At 40.7% G+C, this 24407-nt stretch carries 27 protein-coding genes and 1 riboswitch; of the genes, 20 read left to right on the forward strand and 7 right to left on the reverse strand.

The features are described from left to right. Positions 1–21: 21 nt before the first annotated feature. From MHH68_RS05685 to spxA, 7 genes are all read left to right on the forward strand, one after another. A complete protein-coding gene (locus tag MHH68_RS05685; RefSeq protein WP_061407358.1) occupies positions 22–966 on the forward strand; it encodes an ABC transporter permease in 945 nt (314 codons plus the stop codon). A 3-nt stretch (positions 967–969) separates the two neighbouring features. Next, positions 970–1887 (forward strand): ABC transporter permease, encoded by a 918-nt coding sequence (locus tag MHH68_RS05690; RefSeq protein WP_058014299.1) that lies wholly within the window; start codon positions 970–972, stop codon positions 1885–1887. 3 nt (positions 1888–1890) lie between these two features. After that, positions 1891–2979, forward strand: coding sequence for an ABC transporter ATP-binding protein (locus MHH68_RS05695; RefSeq protein WP_106072466.1), 1089 nt, complete (start codon positions 1891–1893; stop codon positions 2977–2979). Between the two features lies 1 nt (position 2980). After that, entirely contained in the window at positions 2981–3901 is a 921-nt protein-coding gene (locus MHH68_RS05700) for an ATP-binding cassette domain-containing protein (RefSeq protein ID WP_058014297.1), read from the forward strand. A gap of 105 nt (positions 3902–4006) precedes the next feature. Further along, entirely contained in the window at positions 4007–4294 is a 288-nt protein-coding gene (locus MHH68_RS05705) for a hypothetical protein (RefSeq protein ID WP_058014296.1), read from the forward strand. A 136-nt stretch (positions 4295–4430) separates the two neighbouring features. Further along, complete coding sequence (locus tag MHH68_RS05710) at positions 4431–5009, forward strand: GNAT family N-acetyltransferase (protein WP_058014295.1); 579 nt, start codon at positions 4431–4433, stop codon at positions 5007–5009. 193 nt (positions 5010–5202) lie between these two features. Beyond that, positions 5203–5598 carry a transcriptional regulator SpxA gene (gene spxA, locus MHH68_RS05715; RefSeq protein ID WP_003211421.1) on the forward strand — a complete coding sequence of 132 codons (396 nt, stop codon included), beginning with the start codon at positions 5203–5205 and terminating at the stop codon, positions 5596–5598. A gap of 40 nt (positions 5599–5638) precedes the next feature. On the opposite strand, the gene MHH68_RS05720 is transcribed toward spxA, so the two are convergent. Further along, a complete protein-coding gene (locus tag MHH68_RS05720) occupies positions 5639–6304 on the reverse strand; it encodes a TerC family protein (protein WP_058014294.1) in 666 nt (221 codons plus the stop codon). Between the two features lie 262 nt (positions 6305–6566). Here MHH68_RS05720 and mecA point away from each other — a divergent pair, with 262 nt between their 5' ends. The 4 genes from mecA (at position 6567) to pepF (ending at position 12202) form a co-directional block, all read left to right on the forward strand. Beyond that, a complete protein-coding gene (gene mecA / locus MHH68_RS05725) occupies positions 6567–7232 on the forward strand; it encodes an adaptor protein MecA (protein WP_012009573.1) in 666 nt (221 codons plus the stop codon). A gap of 85 nt (positions 7233–7317) precedes the next feature. Then, complete coding sequence (gene cls / locus MHH68_RS05730) at positions 7318–8838, forward strand: cardiolipin synthase (RefSeq protein ID WP_339165508.1); 1521 nt, start codon at positions 7318–7320, stop codon at positions 8836–8838. Positions 8839–9000: 162 nt separating this feature from the next. After that, the gene (locus MHH68_RS05735; protein WP_339165510.1) at positions 9001–10161 is read left to right on the forward strand and encodes a competence protein CoiA family protein; all 1161 of its coding nucleotides are present in this window, start codon (positions 9001–9003) and stop codon (positions 10159–10161) included. A gap of 214 nt (positions 10162–10375) precedes the next feature. Then, positions 10376–12202: an oligoendopeptidase F gene (gene pepF, locus MHH68_RS05740; RefSeq protein WP_284906233.1), complete on the forward strand. Its 1827-nt coding sequence runs from the start codon at positions 10376–10378 to the stop codon at positions 12200–12202. A gap of 103 nt (positions 12203–12305) precedes the next feature. Here the strand turns inward: pepF and MHH68_RS05745 are convergent, their stop codons facing one another. The 5 genes from MHH68_RS05745 to MHH68_RS05765 all read right to left on the reverse strand — a co-directional run bounded on the left by MHH68_RS05745 (position 12306) and on the right by MHH68_RS05765 (position 15726). Then, positions 12306–12479 carry a hypothetical protein gene (locus tag MHH68_RS05745; RefSeq protein WP_044139629.1) on the reverse strand — a complete coding sequence of 58 codons (174 nt, stop codon included), beginning with the start codon at positions 12477–12479 and terminating at the stop codon, positions 12306–12308. A 296-nt stretch (positions 12480–12775) separates the two neighbouring features. Continuing rightward, positions 12776–13687 carry a ClpXP adapter SpxH family protein gene (locus tag MHH68_RS05750; protein ID WP_169056298.1) on the reverse strand — a complete coding sequence of 304 codons (912 nt, stop codon included), beginning with the start codon at positions 13685–13687 and terminating at the stop codon, positions 12776–12778. After that, the gene (locus tag MHH68_RS05755; RefSeq protein WP_008355333.1) at positions 13684–14082 is read right to left on the reverse strand and encodes a thiol management oxidoreductase; all 399 of its coding nucleotides are present in this window, start codon (positions 14080–14082) and stop codon (positions 13684–13686) included. The genes MHH68_RS05750 and MHH68_RS05755 overlap by 4 nt, the downstream gene beginning before the upstream one ends. 276 nt (positions 14083–14358) lie before the next feature. Then, on the reverse strand, positions 14359–15126 hold the full coding sequence (locus MHH68_RS05760; RefSeq protein ID WP_339165513.1) for a lytic transglycosylase domain-containing protein: 768 nt from the start codon (positions 15124–15126) through the stop codon (positions 14359–14361). Between the two features lie 21 nt (positions 15127–15147). Then, a complete protein-coding gene (locus MHH68_RS05765; RefSeq protein WP_339165515.1) occupies positions 15148–15726 on the reverse strand; it encodes a CYTH domain-containing protein in 579 nt (192 codons plus the stop codon). Positions 15727–15962: 236 nt separating this feature from the next. Between MHH68_RS05765 and MHH68_RS05770 the strand changes: the two genes are divergently transcribed. From MHH68_RS05770 to MHH68_RS05785, 4 genes are all read left to right on the forward strand, one after another. Beyond that, on the forward strand, positions 15963–16328 hold the full coding sequence (locus MHH68_RS05770) for a hypothetical protein (RefSeq protein WP_058014288.1): 366 nt from the start codon (positions 15963–15965) through the stop codon (positions 16326–16328). 33 nt (positions 16329–16361) lie between these two features. Next, positions 16362–16991 (forward strand): GTP pyrophosphokinase family protein, encoded by a 630-nt coding sequence (locus MHH68_RS05775; protein ID WP_003211990.1) that lies wholly within the window; start codon positions 16362–16364, stop codon positions 16989–16991. Between the two features lie 65 nt (positions 16992–17056). Then, a complete protein-coding gene (locus MHH68_RS05780; protein ID WP_058014287.1) occupies positions 17057–17857 on the forward strand; it encodes an NAD kinase in 801 nt (266 codons plus the stop codon). A gap of 44 nt (positions 17858–17901) precedes the next feature. Further along, positions 17902–18768, forward strand: a complete 867-nt coding sequence (locus MHH68_RS05785; RefSeq protein ID WP_058014286.1) for an RluA family pseudouridine synthase — start codon at positions 17902–17904, stop codon at positions 18766–18768. A 42-nt stretch (positions 18769–18810) separates the two neighbouring features. Here MHH68_RS05785 and prpE read toward each other — a convergent pair whose 3' ends face one another. Next, complete coding sequence (gene prpE / locus MHH68_RS05790; protein WP_058014285.1) at positions 18811–19554, reverse strand: bis(5'-nucleosyl)-tetraphosphatase PrpE; 744 nt, start codon at positions 19552–19554, stop codon at positions 18811–18813. Positions 19555–19716: 162 nt separating this feature from the next. Between prpE and MHH68_RS05795 the strand changes: the two genes are divergently transcribed. From MHH68_RS05795 to thiS, 5 genes are all read left to right on the forward strand, one after another. Next, positions 19717–21558 (forward strand): monovalent cation:proton antiporter family protein, encoded by a 1842-nt coding sequence (locus MHH68_RS05795; RefSeq protein ID WP_058014284.1) that lies wholly within the window; start codon positions 19717–19719, stop codon positions 21556–21558. Between the two features lie 59 nt (positions 21559–21617). After that, positions 21618–21727, forward strand: a riboswitch (TPP riboswitch). A 78-nt stretch (positions 21728–21805) separates the two neighbouring features. Next, positions 21806–22516, forward strand: a complete 711-nt coding sequence (tenA, locus tag MHH68_RS05800) for a thiaminase II (protein WP_061407363.1) — start codon at positions 21806–21808, stop codon at positions 22514–22516. Further along, positions 22491–23108 (forward strand): thiazole tautomerase TenI, encoded by a 618-nt coding sequence (gene tenI, locus MHH68_RS05805; RefSeq protein ID WP_061407366.1) that lies wholly within the window; start codon positions 22491–22493, stop codon positions 23106–23108. Before tenA ends, tenI begins: the two co-directional genes overlap by 26 nt. Next, a complete protein-coding gene (gene thiO, locus MHH68_RS05810) occupies positions 23092–24204 on the forward strand; it encodes a glycine oxidase ThiO (RefSeq protein ID WP_339165518.1) in 1113 nt (370 codons plus the stop codon). Before tenI ends, thiO begins: the two co-directional genes overlap by 17 nt. Next, entirely contained in the window at positions 24201–24404 is a 204-nt protein-coding gene (thiS, locus tag MHH68_RS05815) for a sulfur carrier protein ThiS (RefSeq protein WP_180309222.1), read from the forward strand. The genes thiO and thiS overlap by 4 nt, the downstream gene beginning before the upstream one ends. Positions 24405–24407 lie beyond the last annotated feature (3 nt).

The following is a 24407-nucleotide window of genomic DNA, read 5'->3' on the forward strand; positions in this document are numbered from 1 at the left end:
AATCATGGAGGTGCAATTCCGTTGCTTAAATATATCGGTAAGCGATTAATATATATTTTAATCACACTGTTTGTTATTGTAACTGCAACTTTCTTTCTCATGCAGGCAGCACCGGGTGGTCCATTCTCTGGTGAGAAGAAACTTCCTGCTGAAATTGAAGCAAACCTAAACGAGCACTACGGGTTGGACAAGCCCTTATTTGTTCAATATGTAAGCTACTTAGGTTCAGTTGCAAAATTAGATTTTGGTCCCTCATTTAAATATAAAGGACAAACTGTAAATGACTTAATCAGTTCTGGATTCCCCGTTTCCTTTACCCTCGGAATTGAGGCAATTCTCCTCGCATTAGCATTTGGTGTATTGTTTGGGGTCCTTGCAGCGCTCTATCATAACAAGTGGCAAGACTATACGATTGCCATTTTAACGATCTTTGGAATTTCAGTTCCAAGTTTCATTTTAGCTGCGCTACTACAATATGTATTTGCATCTGAGGCAAGCGTTATAGCGATTTTCCCAGTTGCAGGATGGGAGACTTGGGCCAGCACCGTACTACCTTCTATTGCACTTTCCTTCATGCCTATGGCATTTATCGCTAGACTTGCACGGTCAAGTATGCTTGAAGTTTTAAACAGTGACTACATTAGAACGGCTAGAGCGAAAGGATTAACGAAATCAGCTGTGACGATTAAACACGCCATTCGAAACGCATTGTTACCTGTCATTACATATATGGGACCAATGGCTGCTTCAGTTTTAACAGGTAGTTTTGTCGTGGAGAAGATTTTCGGTATTCCTGGATTAGGCTCTCACTTTGTCACAAGTATTACAAACCGTGATTACACCGTCATCATGGGTGTCACAGTCTTCTACAGTATTATTCTATTAATTAGTATTTTAGTCGTTGACGTCCTCTACGGTATTATCGATCCTAGAATTAAACTGACGAAGGCGAAGAAAGGGGTCTAACACATGGAAGAGATGAGAAAAGATTTATTTGTTCCTGCGACAGCTGACGCAGCAGAATCTGAAAAAATTTCTAAACCTAGTCTATCTTTATGGAAGGATGCTATGCTTCGCTTCCGTGCAAATAAACTTGCAATGGTTGGTCTTACAATCATTTTTATTATTGTGATGTTGGCCATCTTTGTTCCGATTTTTTCTAAGTATGATTATTCAACGACTGACTTACTGAATGCGGACCAGCCGCCTTCAAAAGAGCACTGGTTTGGTACAGATGATTTAGGACGTGACATGTTTGTCCGGACATGGGTCGGGGCAAGAATTTCGATCTTCATCGGTCTTGCTGCAGCTGTTCTTGACGTCATCATCGGGATTATTTGGGGAAGTATTGCAGCATTCAAAGGCGGCCGTACAGATGAAGTGATGATGCGTATTGCTGACGTTTTATGGGCAATTCCAACACTACTAATGGTCATCTTAATGATGGTTGTTCTGCCAAAAGGATTATTAACGATTATCCTTGCCATGACAGTTGTAGGCTGGATCAACATGGCACGTATCGTTCGGGGACAGGTTTTACAATTGAAGAGTCAAGAGTACGTTCTTGCCGCACAAACATTAGGTGCGAAAACATCTAGACTTTTATTTAAACACTTAATACCAAACTCAATGGGACCAATTCTTGTGACGATGACATTAACCATTCCTTCTGCTATTTTTACAGAGGCATTCTTAAGCTATCTAGGGCTTGGTGTACCTCAGCCATTAGCGAGCTGGGGAACAATGGCGTCTGACGGAATTCCAGCCATGACGTACTACCCGTGGAGATTATGGTTCCCAGCCGCATTTATCTGTATTACAATGTTTGGTTTTAACGTGGTTGGAGACGGACTAAGAGACGCTTTAGATCCGAAGTTGCGTAAATAAGGAGTGATTAGGATGGAACGTGAACGTATTCTAGAGGTGAAAGACCTTGCAATCTCATTTAAAACATATGGTGGAGAGGTTCAAGCCATTCGTGGTGTGAACTTCCACTTAAATAAAGGCGAGACACTTGCTATTGTAGGTGAATCTGGCTCTGGTAAAAGTGTGACATCACAGGCCATCATGAGATTAATTCCGATGCCGCCGGGTTATTTCAAGCGCGGACAGATCCTGTTTGATGGGCAAGATATTGTTAAGAAAACTGAAAAACAAATGCAAAACATTCGAGGTAAAGACATCTCAATGATCTTCCAAGATCCAATGACTTCTTTGAATCCAACGATGAAGGTCGGGAAACAAATTACAGAAGTGCTGTTCAAGCACGAACAAATTTCAAAAGAAGCGGCTGAAAAAAGAGCCATTGAATTACTGGAGCTTGTTGGAATTGCAATGCCTGAAAAAAGAATCAAACAATACCCACACGAATTTAGTGGCGGGATGAGACAAAGGGTTGTCATTGCGATGGCACTTGCAGCAGACCCAAAGCTATTGATTGCCGATGAGCCGACAACAGCACTAGATGTAACGATTCAGGCGCAAATTTTAGAATTAATGAAAGAAATTCAGCAAAAGGTGGAAACGTCAATTATCTTTATTACACATGATCTAGGTGTTGTCGCCAACGTCGCTGATCGTGTAGCTGTTATGTATGCAGGTCAGATTGTCGAGACAGGAACGGTTGATGAAATTTTCTACAATCCACAACATCCATATACGTGGGGACTTTTAGCGTCAATGCCAAGCCTTGATACAGATGGCGGAGATGAAGGAAAGCTGACTGCAATCCCAGGAACACCGCCAGATCTGACAAACCCGCCGAAAGGAGATGCATTTGCACTCCGAAGCGATTATGCAATGAAAATTGACTTTGAACAAGAACCGCCAATGTTCAAAGTATCAGATACGCATTATGTGAAATCATGGCTACTTCATCCGAATGCACCTAAAGTTGAACCGCCTGCTTCTGTAAAGGCGAGAATGCGTGAACTAGAAGGTAGCTACGAAAAACCTGTATTAGTAAAAGAGGGTGAATAGCATGGCAGAAAAACTGTTAGAAATCAAAAATTTAAAGCAGCATTTCCATACAGCAAGAGGGACTGTGAAAGCAGTTGACGGCGTTTCATTTGATATTTATAAAGGTGAAACACTTGGCCTTGTAGGGGAGTCTGGTTGTGGTAAATCCACTACTGGCCGTTCCATCATTAGGCTTTATGATGCGACAGATGGTGAGGTTCTTTATAAAGGGGAAAGTGTACACGGGAAGAAATCAAGACAAAAAATGCTTGAGTTCAACCGTCAAATGCAGATGATCTTCCAAGATCCATATGCCTCACTGAACCCTAGAATGACAGTGCTTGATATCATTGCAGAAGGCATCGACATTCATGGTCTTGCGAAAACAAAGAAAGCACGTAAAGAGCGTGTGTACCAATTGCTTGAAACTGTTGGTTTGAACAAAGAGCATGCAAACAGATATCCGCATGAATTCTCTGGTGGTCAAAGGCAGCGTATCGGGATTGCCCGTGCATTAGCAGTTGAACCAGATTTTATCATTGCCGATGAACCAATCTCTGCATTAGATGTGTCGATCCAAGCACAGGTCGTCAACTTAATGAAAGAGCTTCAAGAAGAAAAAGGGTTAACGTACTTATTCATTGCCCATGACCTGTCCATGGTAAAATACATCAGCGATCGTATTGGCGTGATGTATTTCGGGAAATTGGTAGAGCTGGCACCAGCGAATGAATTATACGAAAACCCGCTTCATCCATATACAAAATCATTATTATCTGCGATTCCGCTTCCAGATCCAGATTATGAGCGTAACCGCAAACGGATCAAGTATGATCCATCTGTTCACAAAGGAACAAACACTGAGTTCCGTGAAGTGAAGCCAGGTCACTTTGTGAGCTGCACAGAGGAAGAATTCAAAGAGCTTCAGGCAAAACAATTATAAGAAGGAAGAAGCGCTGCTATGTCAGTGCTTCTTTTTTTATTTTACAAAAAAACGAGATGATGGTAATTTCTAGTTAACAACAAGCGGGTTCTAGGAGGAAATCAGATGTCGATATGGAAGACGTTTCGCTATTCATTCTTTCACTTTCTCATTGTATTCATGCTTTTTTCAACGTCATTTTTGAGAAAGCCAAATGGAGGACAGTGGATGCTCATATTTATGGTGCTCATTGGCATCGTGTCTTTTTCCGTGGAATATATGCTTCACCGGAAAACGAGCAATCAGAAAGAGGAAGCACGTCGCAGGAAGTACCTTTATTTCATCATGTTTCAAACCGGGATGACACTCATCCTGTTTGTCTGTTTTCAATTACTCATGGAACGTTCGATATAAAACTTTTTTCTGTTGTTTGAAAAAAAGTGAAACTAGAGGAGACTTTGCTGCGTCTTACTAGTACAGGCGTTTAAATAGCAGGAAATCGGGAATATCTAAGGAAGTGGTTCTTAACGATATCATAAGGAGCGGATCCATGAATTGGTATGAAAAGCTCAGTGAATACTTCCCGATAGAAGAAATGAAGTCAAAAGAGCATATGGAAGCTTTATTAAAGGAAAGAAGTGATGTTTATCATAAGGAGGAAGGACCTCATCATGTGATGATGTACGCCGAATTTGATAATTTTATCTTTATTGATTATTTATTTGTTTCCAGAGATGCAAGAGGTGAAGGCCTCGGATCAAAGCTCATTCATAAGCTGAAGGAAAAAAAGAAACCGATCTTGCTTGAGGTTGAGCCTGTAGATGAAGATGATGCAGATACTGCAAAACGCCTAAAGTTTTACCAAAGAGAGCACTTCAAGCATGCAGAATCAATCGGTTATAAACGCAGGTCACTTGCAACAAATGAAGTGAACCGCATGGAAATCCTTTATTGGTCGCCTCTTACAGATAATGAAGAAGAAATGATGGAGGCTATGAGGAAAACCTATGAACGAATCCATACGTATAAAGATGAAGAATGGTATGGGCAGTCGTATGAAGATGTTGATGATGTATTGAAGGTCATTGAAAATCGAAAACAAAAAAATATTTTCGATCATCTCGACTAAATGAGAATGTTCAGACATCAAGCAACACGAAAAAATGAATGAAATTGTCTAGTTTTTGTCACAAAAATTGCAAGAAAATCTGTTCACACTTACTTTTTTATAGTATAATCACTATAAAGATTACTTATTTAGAACAATTTTAATTTAAGAATACAGATCAATATTCATTCTACAAATTGAGGAGTGAAGATTTATGGTAACATTATACACATCACCAAGCTGTACATCATGTAGAAAAGCAAGAGCGTGGTTAGAAGAGCACAATATTCCGTATCAAGAGAGAAACATCTTTTCAGAGCCTCTTTCAATTGATGAAATCAAAGAAATTCTTCGAATGACTGAAGACGGTACAGATGAAATTATCTCAACACGTTCAAAAGTATTCCAAAAGCTAAATGTGAATGTTGAGACAATGCCTCTCCAACAATTGTATAAACTAATCAATGAGCATCCAGGTCTTTTAAGACGTCCAATTATCTTGGATGAAAAAAGACTACAAGTTGGCTACAATGAAGATGAAATTAGACGTTTCCTTCCAAGAACGGTTCGTACATTCCAACTAAGAGAAGCTCAGCGACTTGCTAACTAATAGAAAAAACGAAAAGCTGCCGATGTTTTGGCAGCTTTTTTTATTTGTTTTCAGCCGTTTGTTCGTAAAACAGGCTGGCTAAAATGACCATGACGACTGTTAAAAACGGAAGCATCAATTCAAGAGTCGCATGCTGAGCCATAAATTCATTCAATTTCACATCACGAACAATCATTTCACCGCCAGTAAAAGCCAAAAGAGCACTTCCTCCGTATAAAAGATACGGAAATTTGGTTAGAGCGGTATGAATCAGTTTACTTCCCCAAATAATAATCGGTACTGAAATCATCAGGCCAAAAGCAGTCAGCAGCATGTTGCCTTTTGCCGCCCCTGCAACTGCAATCACATTATCAAGTGACATAAAGAGGTCGGCAATCACAATGGTCTGAACCGCACGCCAAAGGGAGCCGCTGCTTTTAATGCGAATCGATTCTTTCTTTTGTTCAATTAACAAATTGTATCCTATATAAAGGAGAAAAAGTCCGCCGATAAATTGTAAATAAGGGATGGTTAATAAATAAACTGCGGCACCTGTCATTGTAATTCTCATCAGCACGGCCAAAAGTGTGCCGATCCATATGGCTTTATTCCGTTTGTCATTTGACAAGCTGCGGCTAGCCATCGCAATGATCAATGCGTTATCTCCGCCTAAAATCAGATCAATGCCAATAATCATCAGTAAGGATATGATCCACTCTGTTTCCATCCATTTCACCTCATGTCTAATAGAGCTCGTACAACCAATATATGAGGACAATTCAAATATATGTTTCTGTAAGTTTTCTCTGCAAAAAATGCGTTTTTATTTCTTTTATTCATGTTTTATCATAAAATAGACAGTACGAAGTGATACCTCAATTCTTTAAAAGGTTAACATGTAGACGGAACGGGTAAAGTGTAGTAAAGTACTATTAATTGGGAGCTTGTATGTCCCTTCAACATCTTATATAGAAGGGAAGGTTGGCAAAATGGAAATCGAAAGAATTAATGAACATACAGTGAAATTTTATATTTCCTACGGTGATATTGAAGACCGCGGATTTGACCGTGAAGAGATTTGGTATAATCGTGAACGCAGTGAAGAGCTGTTTTGGGAAGTAATGGACGAAGTGCACGAAGAAGAAGAATTTGCAGTTGAGGGGCCGCTTTGGATTCAAGTGCAGGCACTTGACAAAGGTCTTGAAATTGTCGTGACGAAAGCCCAACTTTCTAAAGATGGACAAAAGCTCGAATTGCCGATTCCAGAAGATAAAAAAGATCAAACAGATGAAGAAAGTCTAGATGCACTGCTTGATGATTTTCAAAAAGAAGAGCAGGATCAAGAAGATCATAATGAGAAGGACAAAAAACTTCAACTTCAATTTGTGTTGAAAATGGATGACTTTGAAGATTTGATTGCACTTTCTCAATTAAATATGCAGGATTTCACCACAAGTTTATATTCGTTTGAAAACCGTTATTATCTATATGTTGACTTCCACGAGGATTTGTCAGATGAGCAAGTGGAGAATAAGCTCAGCATTTTGCTTGAATATGCTCATGAATCAGTGGTCAGCATTTACAGACTGAAAGAATACGGTCAGCTGATTATCGAAGGAAATGCCCTTGAAACGATTCAACAGCACTTCTCGTAACCAACAAAAGTCGATTTCTATAGAGGAATCGGCTTTTTTATCTGAATGAATAGGTAAATAAAGAGATCGGCAAGGAGAAAATGAAATGAGAAATTTAGTCAAAGTTCTATTTTTTCTTATCATTACGATAGGTGCTTATTTAGTCATTCAATTAATTGCTGGTGATTTAGCGGTCAGTGTATTAAGTTCTGTCAGTGTTCTATTCACTTTATCGATTATCTTCATCGGGTTTGTCATATTCTTGGAGAACCGGAATCCATCTCAAACGATAACGTGGCTTGTCCTGCTTGGCAGCTTTCCGTTATTCGGCTTTCTGTTCTATATTTTCTTTGGACGCAATATCAAAAAACGCCGGCTGTTTGAAAAGAAAGCCATCCTGGACGAACAGTTAATCCAGGAAGATGAACATATTCATAGAGAAGCGATTGAGAAAATGACACATATGGGTGATCATCAGCAGCTCTTATTTAAGCTGGCCCACAGACTTGGACATACCCCTATTACGTATCGCACGTCCTCTAAAGTCCTGACCAATGGAGAAGAAACATTCTCTCATATTTTTGAAGAAATTAAAAAGGCGACACATCACATTCATTTAGAATATTATATTCTCCGTCATGATGACCTTGGACAAGAATTAAAGGATATTCTCATTGATAAAGCGAAAAATGGTGTGATTGTCCGCTTTTTATATGATGATGTAGGGAGTTTGAAGCTCTCTCGTCAATATATTGCTGACCTCGAAAAGGCTGGCGTTCAGATCGTTCCATTTTTACCTGTGAGGCTGCCTCTGTTAAATAATAAAATCAATTTCCGAAATCACAGAAAAATTGTCGTGATTGATGGAGAAGTTGGATTTGTTGGCGGGCTGAACATTGGAGACGAATATTTGGGCAGAAGCAGACAATATGGTTTTTGGCGTGACACTCATTTGATGATTAAGGGTGAAGCTGTACGTGATCTGCAGCAGATTTTCATGCAGGATTGGTACTATATGACGAATGAAAGATGCGCAGGTGTGGACTACTTTAAAGATTTCAGCTATCTTGAAAGTACAACAGAAGGCGTACAAATGATCGCTGGTGGCCCTGATAAACAGTGGGAGGTCATTAAAAATCTCTTTTTCTCCATGATTATCTCTGCCAAAAAGTCTATTTGGATCGCTTCACCATATTTTGTGCCGGATGATGATATTTTGTCTGCATTGAAAATTGCTGCTTTAAGCGGAGTAGACGTACGGATTATTGCACCGAAGAATCCAGATAAACGGATCGTCTTCCATGCGTCCCGTTCATACTTCCCGGAGCTTTTAGAAGCAGGGGCAAAGGTGTATGAATATGATCAAGGCTTTATGCATAGTAAATTTATCATTGTGGATAGCGAGCTGGCTTCGATAGGAACGGCCAACATGGATATGAGAAGCTTTCATTTGAATTTTGAAGTGAATGCCTTCCTCTACAAAACGAGAAGCACTGAGAAGCTCGTAAACGACTTCTTAGGTGATTTAGAGCAGTCACACGAGATAATCCCAGAAGAATTTGCAAAGAGACCGTTAAGGGTAAGGCTCTTTGAATCAACAGCAAGATTATTATCGCCATTACTATAAAGATTGTATTTCCCCCCTTTTTATCAGAGGGGGTTTTTCATTTTCTTCAGTAAAACATCAGTAAAATCATATTTTCACACCATAAAAGTTCATTTTGCCTATTCGCTCTCTTATAGATGAACAAGCTATAATACGGTCATCAAAGACTAAGGGGCGAGCTGAATGAATACAGCGATCATGGATAATGGTAAGCTTATTCGTATTACACATCATTTATCTAAAAACCGGCTGGAGCATGTCAGGACGACGTGCAAGTTTTACTGCCCAGAATGCAGGGAAGAAGTGCAATTAAAGCTTGGTGAACAACGTGTTTATCATTTTGCACATAAACAGCTCACTGCATGTCCACTAGCCTCAGGCGAAACGGCTTATCATCAGGCCGGAAAAGAAGCCATTATGAATTGGCTTCAGCGGCTTGGGCATAAACCGGTGCTTGAAAAGTATGTGTCAAAGGTTCATCAGCGTCCTGACGTGGCCGTCTCTATTGGAGGAACAAGCTATGCAATCGAATATCAATGTTCAAATATTTCGCGGCAAGAGCTAAGTAAAAGGACAACAGGACTCCGTCAAGCAGGGCACTTCCCTATATGGATCATAGGAGCAAATCGTTTAAAGCGAAAATCTGCCCAGCTCTTTTCCTTCTCCTCCATTCATTGGGGAATGTTAAGGGAATCACAGAAAGGAAGCCTGATTTTTTATTGTCCGCTTCAGAATCGATTCATCCATCTTGCTCAATTCCTTGTATTTCAACCAACAAAAATATGTGCCGCTATGACTGTCAGATCGCCAACAGCATTCCGCCAATTTTCAGATATCCTATCGCAGCCCTCAAGCAAGCGCCAAGTCTCCAAGCAATGGCTAAGATGTATACAGCAATTTAGACAGCGGCCACCTCGTATTTTATCAAATGAAAGCAAACGGTTAAGAGACATTTTTTATGAGCATCATCAAACAGCTTTCCCTTTTCTGCCGGCTGAATTATTTATCCCGCTGCCAGAAGCGTACATCTTTACAAGCCCCGTTTATGTCTGGCAGGGGTGTCTATATGATTGGATCATAAGAAAAAAAGGAAGCAGTCCAGTGACGATTAAACTGCTGATGAAAGAAATGAAGCGGTGTATCCAGATGAAAGAAGTAAAACTTCGATATGGCGATGTTTCAATAGAAGAAATGAAAGAGGTTATCACCTCATATGTTCATGCGATTGTCAGACAAGGGTTTTTGCATATGACGAAAGAGGGTAATTATGAAGTAGCGTCAAAACAAATGCCGATACAAACAGTAGATGAAGCGTTCAAACGAGATGCTTTCTTATTTCATTAGCATGTTTCATGTCCACTTTGATCATGATAAGAAAAAGGTGGTGCTGCGATTGAATAGAAAGAAACGCTTTTTTCTCATTTTTTTAGTCTGTTTGGTATTTATTTCTGCATATGATTTGACAAATATAGTTCAAAACAAAGAAGATAAATACAACACCAATTTCTTTCACTTTCCGAAAGGTTGGTTCAACACAACTTATGCAAGGGGGATTCATATGACTTCACAAAGCAAAAACAACCATTTACCAGACAGAAGCGAAGTAAAAGAAGAAAACAAATGGCGGCTTGAAGATATTTTTGAAAGCGTCGATGCATGGAACAAGGAATTCGAAGCGGTCAAAAAAGAAATTCCTAAGCTCGCCCAATTTAAAGGCAAGCTCGCCCATTCTGCTGATGTACTGTATGAAGCCCTAACCTTTCAGGATCAGCTTTCTGAAAAGCTTGGTAAGCTTTATACATATGCGCACATGAAATACGATGAGGATACTACGAACTCATCATTTCAAGCGCTGAATGATAAAGCATCGAATTTATTTACACAACTCTCTAGTACTTCTGCTTATATTGTTCCAGAGATTTTATCGATTCAAGAAGATAAATTGCAGCAGTTTATTTTGGAAAAAGAAGAATTAAAACTGTATTCCCATGCTCTTGAAGAAATTAATAAAGAACGTCCACATATTTTAAGTGAGGAGCAAGAGGCCTTATTAGCTGAGGCATCTGAACCTCTCTCAACTTCATCTACTACTTTTAGTATGTTTAACAATGCTGATATTTCGTTCCCTTCTGTAAAGGATGAAAATGGGGAAGAAAAGAAGATTACCCATGGCAACTTTATTACATTTTTAAACAGTGATGACCGTGAAGTGAGAAAGAATGCCTTTAAAGCTGTGTATAAAACGTATGATCAGTATAAAAACACGCTTGCTTCGACACTGAGCGGTTCGATTAAAAAGGATAATTTTTATGCAAAAGTACGAAATTATAAATCGGCAAGAGAATCAGCACTATCTCGGAACAGTATTCCAGAAGAAGTATATGACAATCTAATTGATACCGTTCATCAATATTTACCGTTATTACACCGTTATATTGAATTGCGTAAAAAGGTATTAAAGCTTGATGAAGTGCATAACTATGACTTGTATACGCCACTTGTAAAAGATGCTGGCATGAAGCTAACCTACGATGAAGCAAAGGATTATATGCTAAAAGGGTTAGCACCATTAGGAGAAGAATATGTATCCGTGTTAAAAGAGGGACTCAATAATCGCTGGGTGGACGTTTATGAGAATAAAGGGAAACGTAGCGGTGCGTATTCATCTGGAAGCTATGGCACAAATCCATATATCCTCATGAACTGGCAAAATAACATTGATAATTTATTTACACTGGCTCATGAATTTGGGCACTCTGTCCACAGCTACTATACAAGAAAACATCAGCCATATCCGTATGGAAACTATAGCATCTTTGTAGCTGAAGTAGCTTCTACGACAAATGAAGCGTTACTTGGCGAATACCTGCTGAATCATCTAGATGATAAAAAACAGCGTTTGTATGTGTTAAATCACTTGCTAGAAGGATTTAGAGGAACGGTATTCAGACAGACAATGTTTGCTGAGTTTGAGCATCTGATTCATGTGAAAGCACAAGAAGGAGAGGCTTTAACGCCAGAATTCATGACGAACCTCTATTACGACCTGAACAAGAAGTATTTTGGAGACGGCATGGTTGTGGATAAAGAAATCGGGTTAGAATGGACGAGAATCCCTCACTTCTATTACAACTATTATGTATATCAATATGCAACGGGCTATAGTGCAGCACAGGCATTAAGCAAGCAAATCTTAGAAGAAGGAAAACCTGCGGTGGAGCGCTACACAGACTTCCTTAAAGCAGGAAGCTCTGATTATCCAATCAATGTGCTGAAAAAAGCAGGTGTTGATATGGCTTCCAAAGAACCAATCGAAGCAGCATGTCAATTGTTCGAAGAAAAATTAAAAGAAATGGAAGAGCTCATCTCTAAAACGGGTGAGTAATGAAAAGACTTCTGTCAGACGTGTGAGTGCAAACTCATCTTTTGACAGGAGTTTTTTTCTCACAAAAAAAGACCTCTTCGCATGTAGAGGTCGCTTCTTATCATCACCCTTTAAATCCCTTAAAGGTCTTCCGATGGTTCATTCGATAAAGTGTAAAAAGTATTGCAGCAAATAAGAGAGGCGATGTGAGATAAAGAGGAAGCATTTTCATTAAGCCTAATATATTTAAAAAGAAACATAAGCCAATGGAAACAAGTCCAATGGTTGTGCTGCGCATGCAGATCCCTCCATTTTTTCGTTACTTTCACTATATGAAAGTGACAACCCTCTTATGTTTTGTGACAAAAATATGAACATATAGTATATCTGTTGTCATAAGTCGACAAAATTTGATATACTACAGATGTGAAATTAATCACATACAAACATTACCCCTTTGTTTGACCGTGAAAAATTTCTCCCATCCCCTTTGTTGTCGTTAAGACATAGTGAAACCGCGCTTATCCCGGCGCGGTTTCTTCGTGGTTTAAAAAAGAACAAGTGTTCCTTTTTGAGGTAAAGAAAAAACATGGGTCAGCACCCATGTTCATTCTCACAGCGATAGACATCAAGATCTGAAGGATGATCATCTTCTTTGTAGCGCCAAAACATTTCTTGATGCACTTGTACACGTTCGACTTTTTTAGCGAAAGCCAGCTTTTTCATTTCTCGTTCAACTTCTTCAAGTGTCAGGTCATATACGACCGCAATCTCTTTGGCAGATGCAAATTGAAAGTAAGCAATAAACCATTCAATTGGAGGCCGTACTGATGGGGTCGGTTTTTCACCAATCATTTCAAAAAGGATTTCCTCGTATACATCGTAAGAGTACGCACCTGAAATTTTTAATCCTTCATCTCCGTTTACTGTATTAAAAAAGGCAAAGGTCGGAAGCTCAGACACGTCCATTTCAGCGGCAATTTTCATATCACATTTTAGTGCTTTGACAGCACTTTGAGAATGAATATCGCGCTGGAATTCCTCGATATCTAGTCCAGCGCTTTTTGCATTTTCTAGCAGTACATGTTCACTTGTGACATCTTGCTGATGGCAAAAAAGTGATTCTTGAATGAGACGCAGAAATTTCATTCCGCATTTTCTGCCTTGAAGTTCAGCCGCTTTTAATGCAAGCGAGGCGAGATAGGGTGAGGTCACAATTTGTTCAGACAGCATTTGTTCTTTTTTGGTCTGAGTTTTGGTCGCGAATTTCCCCCATGCTTCGGTGAGTAAATGCTTTTTTCGTTTTCGATTCAATGCATTAATACTAGAGCTTGTCACCGTTCGTAAAGTGAAAAAACGGCCGTACTTCATTTTCAATTTTTTAATGGATGGCTCTAATAACCAGCAGTCTGGACTTAGAGGGTCAATGAATACATAGATTTCAATCGGCTTTTGAGGATGTCCGTGACAGTGTGAGAAATATTGATCGTGCGTATTGCAGCTCAAGATCGTCCATCCTTTTCAGGTGTTTGATTGACCATATGACGAGCCGTTAAAGAGAGCCGCTCAAATAAAAAGTCACGAATATCGCCGGTTAATCCTACTTGATCCATTGCATCCTCCATGCATTCAAGCCATGCGTCAGCCCGCTCCTCAGTAATCGGAAAAGGGAGATGTCTCGCCCGTAGCATAGGGTGACCATGCTCCTCTGTATAAAGCGGGGGTCCGCCTAAATATTGAGTTAAAAACTGTTTTTGTTTTCTTGCTGTTTCTTTTAAGTCATCCGGGAAAATAGGATGAAGCAAAGGATGACACTTTACATTTTCATAAAAAGTATCAACAAGTTGCGATAGAAGTTCCTCTCCAACCGCTTCGTAAGGTGCGTTAAACGATTGTACCATGTTGACTACTCCTTTTACTCGTAGTTAATAGGATGAAGCGCCCTATTGTGAATTCATTTATTTCAAAAGTGATATTCAGTTTGTTCTATTTTATTGTTTCTATTCTTGTATATTTATTTTAACAACCTCAACTCAATTCCACAAACAAACCGCTTTGGTCTATTGGAAATAAGGGGAGAGGCGGGTTCCGTGATCAATTGACCATATCATAACACATTCAGTCAAAAAAGGGTGAAAAGCGACATACAAAAAACCGAAGAGGTTATTCTCTTCGGTTTAAGCGAAATATTGTGCTGTGATTTTCTTTACATAATTTTGTGTTTCTTTAAATGGTGGAATGCCGCCGTATTTATCGACATTTCCTGAGCCTGCATTATAAGCAGCTAAGGCGAGTGAGACATTTCCATTATATTTCTGAAGCATTTGTTTTATATATTTCGTACCGCCTTCGATGTTTTGGGCCGCATCAAAGGCATTATTCACACCAAGGGACTTAGCTGTAGAAGGCATAAGCTGCATGAGGCCAAGTGTGCCTGCATGGCTAACCGCATTCGTACGATAGCCGGATTCTTGCTTAATGACCGCATGAATCAGCTTTTCTGGAACACCATGTTTTTGAGCCATTTGTGACACAATTTGATTAATTTCTTTTGATGATGAGCCGCTTGAAACAGCCTTTTGAAGCGGCGGCGTGTAGCTGTTGTTTAAGACATTTCCAATACCATTTGCTGTATTCAATTGAGCGTCATTTGCATATGAAGGTTGAGCTTGAAGCTGCTCACCACCAGCGATAGCAGATAAGTATGGGTTTGTACGCGCGTATTGCGTGTTCGGAGCCGTTGAAGGGTCCGTTCCCATCAATGCAGAAATTGAAAGCGGCAGGCGTGATAATTCTGATCCGCCTAAAAAATCTTGCAGCAGCGACTGAAATGAAGCTTGTGCATTCGATTCTTGGCCGCCCGGCATTTGCGTTTGTCCAGGGTCTGATTGTAACGTTTTAAGCGCTTGGAGCTGCATAAAGGATTGAATTTGATTGACGTTCATCTTGTTCCTCCTTCAAGGAATTCATCTATTCTGTGTTTTCATTTTCTCTTCATAAAAACGTACAACTTTGTTTTTCGTGTTTCGTACAGGGATTTGAAATTGTTGGAGCAATGCGGAGAATGCGGCTTGTCCGATTTCCAGGTCGCTCACTTCAAATTCAAGTTCATAGTCCTCTATTGTTAAATATCGGCTGTGATCCAAAACAATTAAGCCTTCTTTGATCATTTTTTCAGCTCTTGACGTTTCAAGTGAACCAAAATACACAATTTGATCCTTTTGAATGTTCAAATGGTCTAGCCTGTCAGCCACTTCACCTTTTGGCAGCTGAAAATCGTCAAGGCTTGAAGGAGGAGCAATTGTTTGGTGGGTTTCGAGTAAGCCTATTTCGTGTGGTTCCTTTAACGTGAGAACCCACTGATCGTTTTTTTCTCTCATTCTTAATGCAGTAAATTGAGATTTTATATCAAATTGGGGTGTATCAAAGTAATAGTTGGTTTGTGTGTGAAAATCCGAATCCTTCAATTGAAAATGTTGTTTCAACTGTTCAAATTCTTCTTTCATTAACAATTGCTTTAGTTCTATTTCAATTTCCTGGGCCATTTTGACATCAACCTTTCATTTAGAGGAAATATGATTATTGTACATGAAGTATGTTCATCATGTAAAAGACAGTTTTTATCTATTATTTCTCTTTCCGCATGTACCAAAATCAATGGATAATTACGTGAAAGGATCATTTATAAGAAGAAAATAGGATTTTCTCAAAAAGTTCGGTTTATCAATATTGAACTTGATATGATAAAATAAAGCTGTACTTTGTTGTAAAGGAGATCATGATGCAAAACCGAATTGAAATCGCAGAAGCAACTTTAAAAGAAGACAGGCTGATTTTGACGACCAAGTCAGAAGAGCAAATCCAAAAAGCAAAAGCATCAGGACAAATGCTTGTTGATTCTGATCACTTTGCGTTCGTTTACATACTTGAAAACGAGGAGTCCTTTTCATATCTTATCTTAGGGGAACATACATGGGCTCCATTAAAAGAAGCAATGAATCTTGACATCCCTGTCTATTTGACAGCAGGAGGCCATTCGTTAGAACTCATTCAGCTTCATCAAGAATTACATTATTTAATCGACAATATTAAAGACAATGCCAATTACGGAGATATGGAAGAGAAAGTGAAGAGCACATTCCTCTGAAATAATTAGGTATATGGAATTGGGGGAAGTTTCATGGACAAAAAACAATGGGATCAATTCCTCGCACCGTATAAACAAGCAGTCGAAGAATTAAAAGTGAAACTAAAAGGCATTCGAAAGCTGTATGAATTCGAGGATGACCATTCACCAGTAGAATTTGTCACAGGCCGAGTGAAACCCGTTGCCAGCATATTAGAAAAGGCAAAGCGTAAAAACATCCCAATGCATGAAATTGAAACGATGCAGGATATTGCTGGGCTTCGCATTATGTGCCAGTTTGTAGAAGACATACAAGTCGTGAAAAAAATGCTCCAGTCACGAAAAGACTTCGTGGTTGTTGATAAACGCGACTATATTGCAGAGCATAAAGAAAGCGGATACCGTTCGTACCACCTTGTTGTGTTATATCCGCTGCAAACGATCAATGGAGAGAAACAGCTCCTTGTCGAAATCCAAATTCGTACACTTGCGATGAATTTCTGGGCGACCATTGAGCATTCTCTGAATTATAAATATAGCGGGAATATCCCGGAGAAAGTCAAGCTGCGCCTTCAAAGAGCTTCTGAGGCAGCATCTCTTCTTGATGATGAGATGTCCGAAATTAGAGGGGAAATTCAAGAAGCACAAGTAGCATTTTCCCGGAAAAAGAAAAACGATAGCTGAGCCTGTGCTTGATCAAATATGATGCTGCCCTCTTATAGCAGCAAGGTGGAAAAGGAGAAGAATTCATGAAATTTGCAGTTTCTTCGAAAGGGAATTCTGTATCTGACACCCTCAAAAATAAAATTCAGACCTACTTATTGGATTTCGGAATGGAACTCAATGAAGAGGAACCAGATCTTGTCATTACGGTTGGTGGTGACGGCACCCTTCTTTATGCATTTCACCGTTATAGCGACCGTCTGAATGAAACAGCTTTTGTGGGTGTTCATACAGGTCATCTTGGTTTTTATGCTGACTGGGTGCCAAGTGAAATTGAAAAACTCGTCTTAGCTATAGCGAAAACACCTTATCACATTGTGGAATATCCAATCTTAGAAGTCATTGTCAGATACAACGACGGCGGCAGAGAAGAGAAATATTTAGCCATGAATGAATGTACGATTAAAAGTATGGAAGGGACACTTGTGGCAGATGTTGAAATTAGGGGTCAGCTGTTTGAAACATTCAGAGGTGACGGTCTTTGTCTGTCTACACCGTCTGGCAGTACAGCCTATAATAAAGCACTTGGGGGCGCCATTATTCATCCTTCCATTAGAGCCATTCAGCTGGCAGAAATGGCTTCAATCAACAACAGAGTGTTTCGAACGGTCGGTTCGCCGCTTATTTTACCAGACCATCATACTTGTGTCATTAAACCGAGGAATGATGTTGATTTTCAGGTAACCATTGATCATTTGACGCTGCTTCATAAGGACGTCAAATCCATTCAATGCCGGGTAGCAGACGAGAATGTCCGCTTTGCCCGATTTAGACCATTTCCATTTTGGAAAAGGGTGCAAGATTCCTTTATCGGAAAAGGTGAATAAGAAAGAGGTCGTTCTCGCTGGAATACTTTACACTAAACAAAACCATGACAGCCAAAGAAGAAGGGCTGCTTTTAAAGGATTATTTAATAGATATTGGCATTTCGAAAAGAATGCTTACGGATATTAAATTTGATGGCGGTGATCTCCTCATTAATGGAGAGCATGTGACTGTGAGATACAAGCTGCATAACGGAGACAGGCTCACTATTTTATTCCCCGAGGAAAAAGTGAGTGAAGGGCTGAAGCCTGCTCAGATTCCGCTTGATATTTTATTTGAGGATGAGCACGTCCTTGTGCTGAATAAAAAGCCATATATCCCGTCTATTCCTTCTCGGGAGCACCCAGAGCACAGTATTGCGAATGGATTGCTGCATCATTATGCAGAGCAGTCCGTTCGGCTGACGGTTCATTTAGTGAACCGCCTTGATCGTGATACATCTGGCGTCATGCTTGTGGCCAAGCATCGCTTTGCCCACAGCCTTTTATCAAAAGCGCAGAAAAGTGGAGCGGTCAAACGAACATACAGAGCGTTTACACATGGCTTGATCAAAGAAAAGCGTGGAACCATTCGTGCAAAAATTGCCCGAAAAGGAGATAGTATCATCGAGCGAATGGTCGATGATACTGGGCAGGAAGCTGTGACGCATTTTACAGTGCGAGCGGTGGACGCTGAGTTGAAGATGTCAGATGTGACGCTGGCACTTGAAACGGGGAGAACCCATCAAATTCGTGTTCATATGCAGTATCTTGGTCATCCGCTCATCGGAGATACGTTATATGGTGGGACGAGTGAGCAGATGAACCGGCAGGCACTGCATAGTGAGACTCTTGTCTTTCCTCATCCGATGACCGGGGAGGAAATGACATTCTCGGCTCCGCTTCCTGAAGACATGAAATCATTGCTGCTTTAAATAGAGAAACCCGGCTACCTGCAAGCTCAGGACCGGGTTTTTTTATGATGTGAAATGCTGAAACCTTGAATCGTCATAAGGCATAGAGGATGGAACAGAAACCGTTTCAAGCTCAGGGTATTTAAGGGCAGACAGCCGGTGGCCAAATACACAGCCTGTATCAATGTTGACGGTTCTGCCAACGAATCGCGGTTCTTTCACTGGTGTATGCCCGTAGACAACCCATGGTTTTCCGCGATATTCCTTTGCCCAATCCTTCCGCACAGGTCGTCCATCCGGCCATGTTTCTCCTGTGACTGCGCCAAATAATAGATAGGATCGCATCTGTTTGTTCGGCTTTCTACCAATGTCCTTTTCCTTCATCGCTGCGTGAGCAATCATTAGTTCATCAGGAATAAGTACATCGTAAAGCGGAGCCTTCTCAAATAGCTGCTTAAATTCATGTGACAATTTCGTTTGTTCATGAAGGGGAAGCATTTTTATTTCGTTCACTGTGGTTTCAATGCCATGAAGTAATTTCACGGGATTTCCTTTCAAATAGCGATATAGTTTAAAGCAATGGTTGCCAGGTACGTAGCGGATCGCGCCGTGTGCGTAGGCATGAATGACAAAGCGCATGACATCTACTGACTGAGGTCCTCGATCTGTTAAATCACCGACAAGTGCTAGCGTTCTCTTATCAGGATGGACGGGTAATCCATGTTTGAGTTCGTATCCTAGTTTGTGTATGAGGGTAAGCAGCTCTTCGTAGCAGCCGTGGATATCACCAATGATATCAAATTTCATAAGATTTCCTCCTGATTTTACTCATCCGTTCATCGGGGTTAAAGAAGTTTGAATTTTAGAACATATAACGAATGGCTTTCTTTTCATTTAGGCAATTGTTAGAATCAATGCTTTAACGTAAACCTTAAAAGATTAAACATCAATGTTAGGAGGCTTTAGCCAATGGAGCATACATCTGTTTCATCACTCGTTGTCGTTATTATTGTTGCCTTTTTCACCCCACTTTTATTGCACCGATTTAAGCTGACCATTCCGGTCGTTGTTGCTGAGATCATCATGGGGCTCATCATTGGAAAAAGCGGTCTTCAACTGGTTGTTGAACATGATGCGTGGTTAGATACGTTATCCATGCTCGGTTTTATTTTTCTGATGTTTTTAAGTGGACTTGAAATAGATTTTTCTTCTTTCGAGTCAAAGAAGAAAGCACGAGAACTGCCAAATGGTCTAAAAGAACCAAATACGTTTATTGCAGCCACTATTGTTTTTCTTGGCGTATTTAGTATTTCTTTTATCCTGTCTTATGCGTTTGTTCTTGCAGGGTTTATCCAAAATGCCTTTTTAATGACGCTCATTATATCGACGATCTCATTAGGGGTAGTGGTTCCCACCTTAAAAGAGGAAAAATTGATGCAGACGAATATCGGTCAAATCATCTTGCTTGTCGCTGTCATTGCTGATTTGGTGACAATGATTTTACTTGCTGTATTTTCCTCCATTTATGGCGATGGTACAGGGAATATGTGGCTTCTGCTCTTATTATTTGCTGCAGGCATCCTTCTTTATTTATTTGGCCGCGTATTTAAGACAAAGTCAATTTTTCAGTCCATGTCAAAAGGGACCGTGCAAATTGGGACAAGGGCGATCTTTACTCTCATTATAGTCTTAGTTGCCTTATCTGAATCACTCGGTGCTGAAAATATTCTTGGGGCATTTTTAGCAGGTGTGCTTGTGTCTCTTCTTTCGCCGAATAAAGAGCTTGTTCAGCAGCTGGATTCATTTGGCTACGGATTTTTGATCCCTATCTTCTTTGTGATGGTCGGAGTTGATTTGAATATATGGGCACTGTTCAAGGACCCAACCATTATGATCATGATCCCGCTGCTATTTATTGCATTACTGATTAGTAAGCTCATTCCGATCCTTTATTTGAAAAAATGGTATGACATGAAAAAAGTGATCGGCTCTGGCTTTTTATTAACATCGACGTTATCACTCGTCATTGCAGCAGCGACGATCGGGGAGCGGCTTGGAGTCATTGATCACAAAATGTCTGGCGCGCTGATTTTAGTCGCGGTACTCACGAGTATTTTAACGCCTGTTTGGTTTAAAGCGCTGTTTAAAAAAGAACAAGCTGCGAGCCATAAAAAACGTGTGACCTTTATTGGTGCAAATCAGCTCACCTTACCTGTCACACTCGATTTACATCAGGATGAATATGATATTCGAATTTTGCATGTCTTTCAAGAAAATAAAGAAGCGCTGCTTGCCGACTCCATCTTTGAAGTGGAATCGATTGAGAAGTACGACGATGAGACGCTGCGAAAGGCAGGCGTTGGCCGGGAGGATGTCCTCGTCGTCGCAACAGGCAGTGAGACAAAAAATAAGGAAATTGCTTTATTTGCAAAGGAAGAAGGAGCAAAACAAGTTATTGCGAGTGTGAATAAAGCTGAGGCAGAGCTGACATTGAAGGAAGCGGGCATTGATACGTTTTCTAATTTCCTATCATCTAAAACGGTGCTAAGAGCTCTGATTGAAGCACCAGATGCGATTCGATTATTAACAAATGAGGATACTTCCTTGTATCAAATTCAAATGAACAATCATCGCTTTCACAATGTCATGCTCAGGGAGTTTCCGTTTACCGGCGATTTGGTCTTTGTCCGTATTTTCAGAGGGGTAGACAGTTTAGTCCCACATGGAGATACGACGCTTAGAAGCGGCGACCGTGTGCTTGTGTCGGGCTCTCGTGAATATGTGGCAGGACTAAGAGCCCAATTAGAGTAACAATGAACCCTTGACCAATGAACAATTCCTGATTAAGATAGAAGTACAACATCATATATTTGATCCACTAGGGGAGTCCTTTAAAAGGGCTGAGATAAAAGTATTGACTTTTAGACCCTCATTACCTGAACAGGTTCATACCTGCGTAGGGAAGTGGTGCGGTTTTTGATTATGCTTTTGACAAATTCCAAGCCACTTTCCATATGGAAAGTGGTTTTTTTATATGGAAAAACAGGAGGAGAGAAACATGACGTTTTCAACTGAATGTAAAGAAGCAGCAGCAACATGGTGGAATGGAAGCTTTACACACCCCTTTGTGAAAGGGATTGGAGATGGCACGCTGTCACTCGATCGTTTCACTTATTACGTGATGCAGGATTCATATTATTTAACTCATTTTGCAAAGGTGCAAGCATATGGAGCGGCGATTAGTGAGGACTTACATACGACGGGCAGAATGGCATATCATGCGCAGGGGACGTATGAAGCGGAGCTGTCGCTGCATAGAAAGTTTACAGAGCTTTTAGAGATTTCAGATGAAGCCATCGAGAACTTTAAGCCATCTCCAACTGCTTACGCGTATACCTCACATATGTACCGATCTGTGAAAAGCGGACGATTCGAAGAGATATTGGCTGCGTTATTGCCGTGCTACTGGCTTTATTATGAGGTGGGTGAAAAGCTGAAACAAACCACACCTGACCATCCGATTTATCAAGAATGGATTTTGACATATGGAGGGGATTGGTTTAAGGAGCTCGTCTTTGAACAGGTCAACCGCTTTGATGAACTAGCCGAAAAAGCACCAGAACATGTGCAGGCCAATATGAAAGAAAATTTTGTGATTTCTAGCTATTACGAATACCATTTCTGGGAGATGGCGTATCAAAAAGAAATGTGGCAAACAGCATGCTTAGATGGGGTTGGTGCAAATGGAACTCCACGCAGTGACAAATGATTCGCTTCCTGCGGAAGAGCTGATCAAACAAATAATAGCCATTGTATCTGAAGTGGATTTTATTCATATACGGGAACGGTCTAAAACAGCAAGTGAGCTTGTTGATATCGTGAAATGTCTCCTTTTAGAAGGTGTACCAAAAGAGAAGCTCATGATCAACGACAGAGTAGACGTTGCGCTGCTCACCAATATTCACCGGGTACATCTCCCGGGCCATAGCTTTTCGCCAAAAGAGCTGCGGAAAAAATTCCCTCATCTTCATGTGGGTGTCTCCGTTCATTCGATAGAAGAAGGGAAAGCAGCTGAGAAAAATGGAGCAGAATATGTCATGTTTGGGCACGTATATGACACCACTTGTAAACCAGGACTTCAGGCAAGAGGCATACAGCTTGTGGAAGAACTGACATCTGTACTGTCTATACCAGTGGTGGCAATCGGTGGTGTGACACCTGAGCGCGTTCCAGAATTGAGACAAGCGAATGTGAAAGGGATTGCTGTCATGTCTGGAATTTTTACTCATCATCAGCCGCGCAAGATGGCACAAGCATTTTCTAAACAAGTAAAGGAGAATCCTTATGAAGAAGCATTATGATGTGGCGATCATTGGTGGTGGAGTCATAGGGATGTCCATTGCCTATCACCTTGCAAAAGCAGGAAAGCAGGTCGTTTTATTTGAGGCGAATGAGGCAGGGAAGCAAACGACAAGTGCTGCTGCTGGGATGCTTGGTGCACATGCTGAAGGAGAGGGTCATGAGGATATTTTCTTTCAAGCAGGCAGAGCAAGCCAGGCATTGTACGAGAAGTTAAAAGTCGATTTACGGCATGAATCTGGCATTGATATTCGAACATCAGTGGGCGGTATCATGAAGGTAGCCTTTACCGAAGAGGAGAAACAAGCACTTTGCCGGATGCAGCATTTGTCTACATTTGAGTGGATGGACGCAGGCAGCGTAAAAAAATGCATGCCTCAAATGGCAGAGAACATCCTAGGAGCAGGTTTGATTAAAGAGGATGTCCATGTCGAACCTTATGCGGTATGCCGAGCATTTTGGCAGGCGGCGGTCAGGTACGGGGCAGAAGTGAAAGAGTGTACACCCGTGATCGAAGTGAAGCGGGAGAAAGAAGCGTTAGCAATTAGAACAACGATGGGAACATTCACATGTGATGAACTAACTGTAGCAAGTGGTGTATGGTCTGGCCATTTTTTTGAAGAGCTTGGATTATCTCATTCTCTTTATCCAGTAAAAGGGGAATGTGTGTCTGTATGGAATCATGGTCCAGCACTCCAACACACCATTTACCATGATCATTGTTACATCGTTCAACGAGATAGCGGCAAACTGATCGTTGGCGCAACGATGAAGCCAAACGAGTGGCAAACTGTTCCAACGCTTGGCGGTATCGAAGCTGTCATTCAAAAGGCGTCACAGCTGATGCCTTCGATCAAGGAGATGCCGATTGATCAGTGCTGGGCTGGCCTTCGTCCGGCGACAAGCGACCAGCATCCCTACATCGGAAGACACCCAGAAGATCGGCGTATTCTTTTTGCTGCTGGTCATTACAGAAATGGTATTTTACTTGCTCCGATTACTGGAAAGATCATTCGCGACCTGATATTAGGTGAACCGGTCAAAAAAGAATGGCTTCACGCGTTTCGTATTGACCGAAAGGAGGCACTGTTTGTATGAAAATTCAATTGAATGGCAGAATCGTTGATTTCGATCAAGAGAATGGAACGATCTATGACCTGCTATCAGACTATCACCTTGAAAATCGAGTAGTGATTGTGGAAAAGAACCAAGAAATTATTGATAAAGAAGCGTTTCAACAAGTGAAAATTCAACCTAATGACACAATCGAAATCGTTCACTTTGTAGGAGGAGGATGACAA

Source organism: Bacillus sp. FSL K6-2841 (assembly GCF_037976435.1).
GTDB classification, from domain to species: Bacteria; Bacillota; Bacilli; order Bacillales; family Bacillaceae; genus Bacillus; species Bacillus pumilus.

Bases quoted from the DNA above. Each gene is read 5' to 3' on its own strand.
- MHH68_RS05690 (WP_058014299.1), top strand. From the start codon at position 970: ATGGAAGAGATGAGAAAAGATTTATTTGTTCCTGCGACAGCTGACGCA.
- MHH68_RS05700 (WP_058014297.1), top strand. From the start codon at position 2,981: ATGGCAGAAAAACTGTTAGAAATCAAAAATTTAAAGCAGCATTTCCAT.
- MHH68_RS05705 (WP_058014296.1), top strand. From the start codon at position 4,007: ATGTCGATATGGAAGACGTTTCGCTATTCATTCTTTCACTTTCTCATT.
- MHH68_RS05710 (WP_058014295.1), top strand. From the start codon at position 4,431: ATGAATTGGTATGAAAAGCTCAGTGAATACTTCCCGATAGAAGAAATG.
- spxA (WP_003211421.1), top strand. From the start codon at position 5,203: ATGGTAACATTATACACATCACCAAGCTGTACATCATGTAGAAAAGCA.
- MHH68_RS05720 (WP_058014294.1), bottom strand. From the start codon at position 6,304: ATGGAAACAGAGTGGATCATATCCTTACTGATGATTATTGGCATTGAT.
- mecA (WP_012009573.1), top strand. From the start codon at position 6,567: ATGGAAATCGAAAGAATTAATGAACATACAGTGAAATTTTATATTTCC.
- cls (WP_339165508.1), top strand. From the start codon at position 7,318: ATGAGAAATTTAGTCAAAGTTCTATTTTTTCTTATCATTACGATAGGT.
- MHH68_RS05735 (WP_339165510.1), top strand. From the start codon at position 9,001: ATGAATACAGCGATCATGGATAATGGTAAGCTTATTCGTATTACACAT.
- pepF (WP_284906233.1), top strand. From the start codon at position 10,376: ATGACTTCACAAAGCAAAAACAACCATTTACCAGACAGAAGCGAAGTA.
- MHH68_RS05745 (WP_044139629.1), bottom strand. From the start codon at position 12,479: ATGCGCAGCACAACCATTGGACTTGTTTCCATTGGCTTATGTTTCTTT.
- MHH68_RS05755 (WP_008355333.1), bottom strand. From the start codon at position 14,082: ATGGTACAATCGTTTAACGCACCTTACGAAGCGGTTGGAGAGGAACTT.
- MHH68_RS05760 (WP_339165513.1), bottom strand. From the start codon at position 15,126: ATGAACGTCAATCAAATTCAATCCTTTATGCAGCTCCAAGCGCTTAAA.
- MHH68_RS05765 (WP_339165515.1), bottom strand. From the start codon at position 15,726: ATGGCCCAGGAAATTGAAATAGAACTAAAGCAATTGTTAATGAAAGAA.
- MHH68_RS05770 (WP_058014288.1), top strand. From the start codon at position 15,963: ATGCAAAACCGAATTGAAATCGCAGAAGCAACTTTAAAAGAAGACAGG.
- MHH68_RS05775 (WP_003211990.1), top strand. From the start codon at position 16,362: ATGGACAAAAAACAATGGGATCAATTCCTCGCACCGTATAAACAAGCA.
- MHH68_RS05780 (WP_058014287.1), top strand. From the start codon at position 17,057: ATGAAATTTGCAGTTTCTTCGAAAGGGAATTCTGTATCTGACACCCTC.
- MHH68_RS05785 (WP_058014286.1), top strand. From the start codon at position 17,902: ATGACAGCCAAAGAAGAAGGGCTGCTTTTAAAGGATTATTTAATAGAT.
- prpE (WP_058014285.1), bottom strand. From the start codon at position 19,554: ATGAAATTTGATATCATTGGTGATATCCACGGCTGCTACGAAGAGCTG.
- MHH68_RS05795 (WP_058014284.1), top strand. From the start codon at position 19,717: ATGGAGCATACATCTGTTTCATCACTCGTTGTCGTTATTATTGTTGCC.
- tenA (WP_061407363.1), top strand. From the start codon at position 21,806: ATGACGTTTTCAACTGAATGTAAAGAAGCAGCAGCAACATGGTGGAAT.
- tenI (WP_061407366.1), top strand. From the start codon at position 22,491: ATGGAACTCCACGCAGTGACAAATGATTCGCTTCCTGCGGAAGAGCTG.
- thiO (WP_339165518.1), top strand. From the start codon at position 23,092: ATGAAGAAGCATTATGATGTGGCGATCATTGGTGGTGGAGTCATAGGG.
- thiS (WP_180309222.1), top strand. From the start codon at position 24,201: ATGAAAATTCAATTGAATGGCAGAATCGTTGATTTCGATCAAGAGAAT.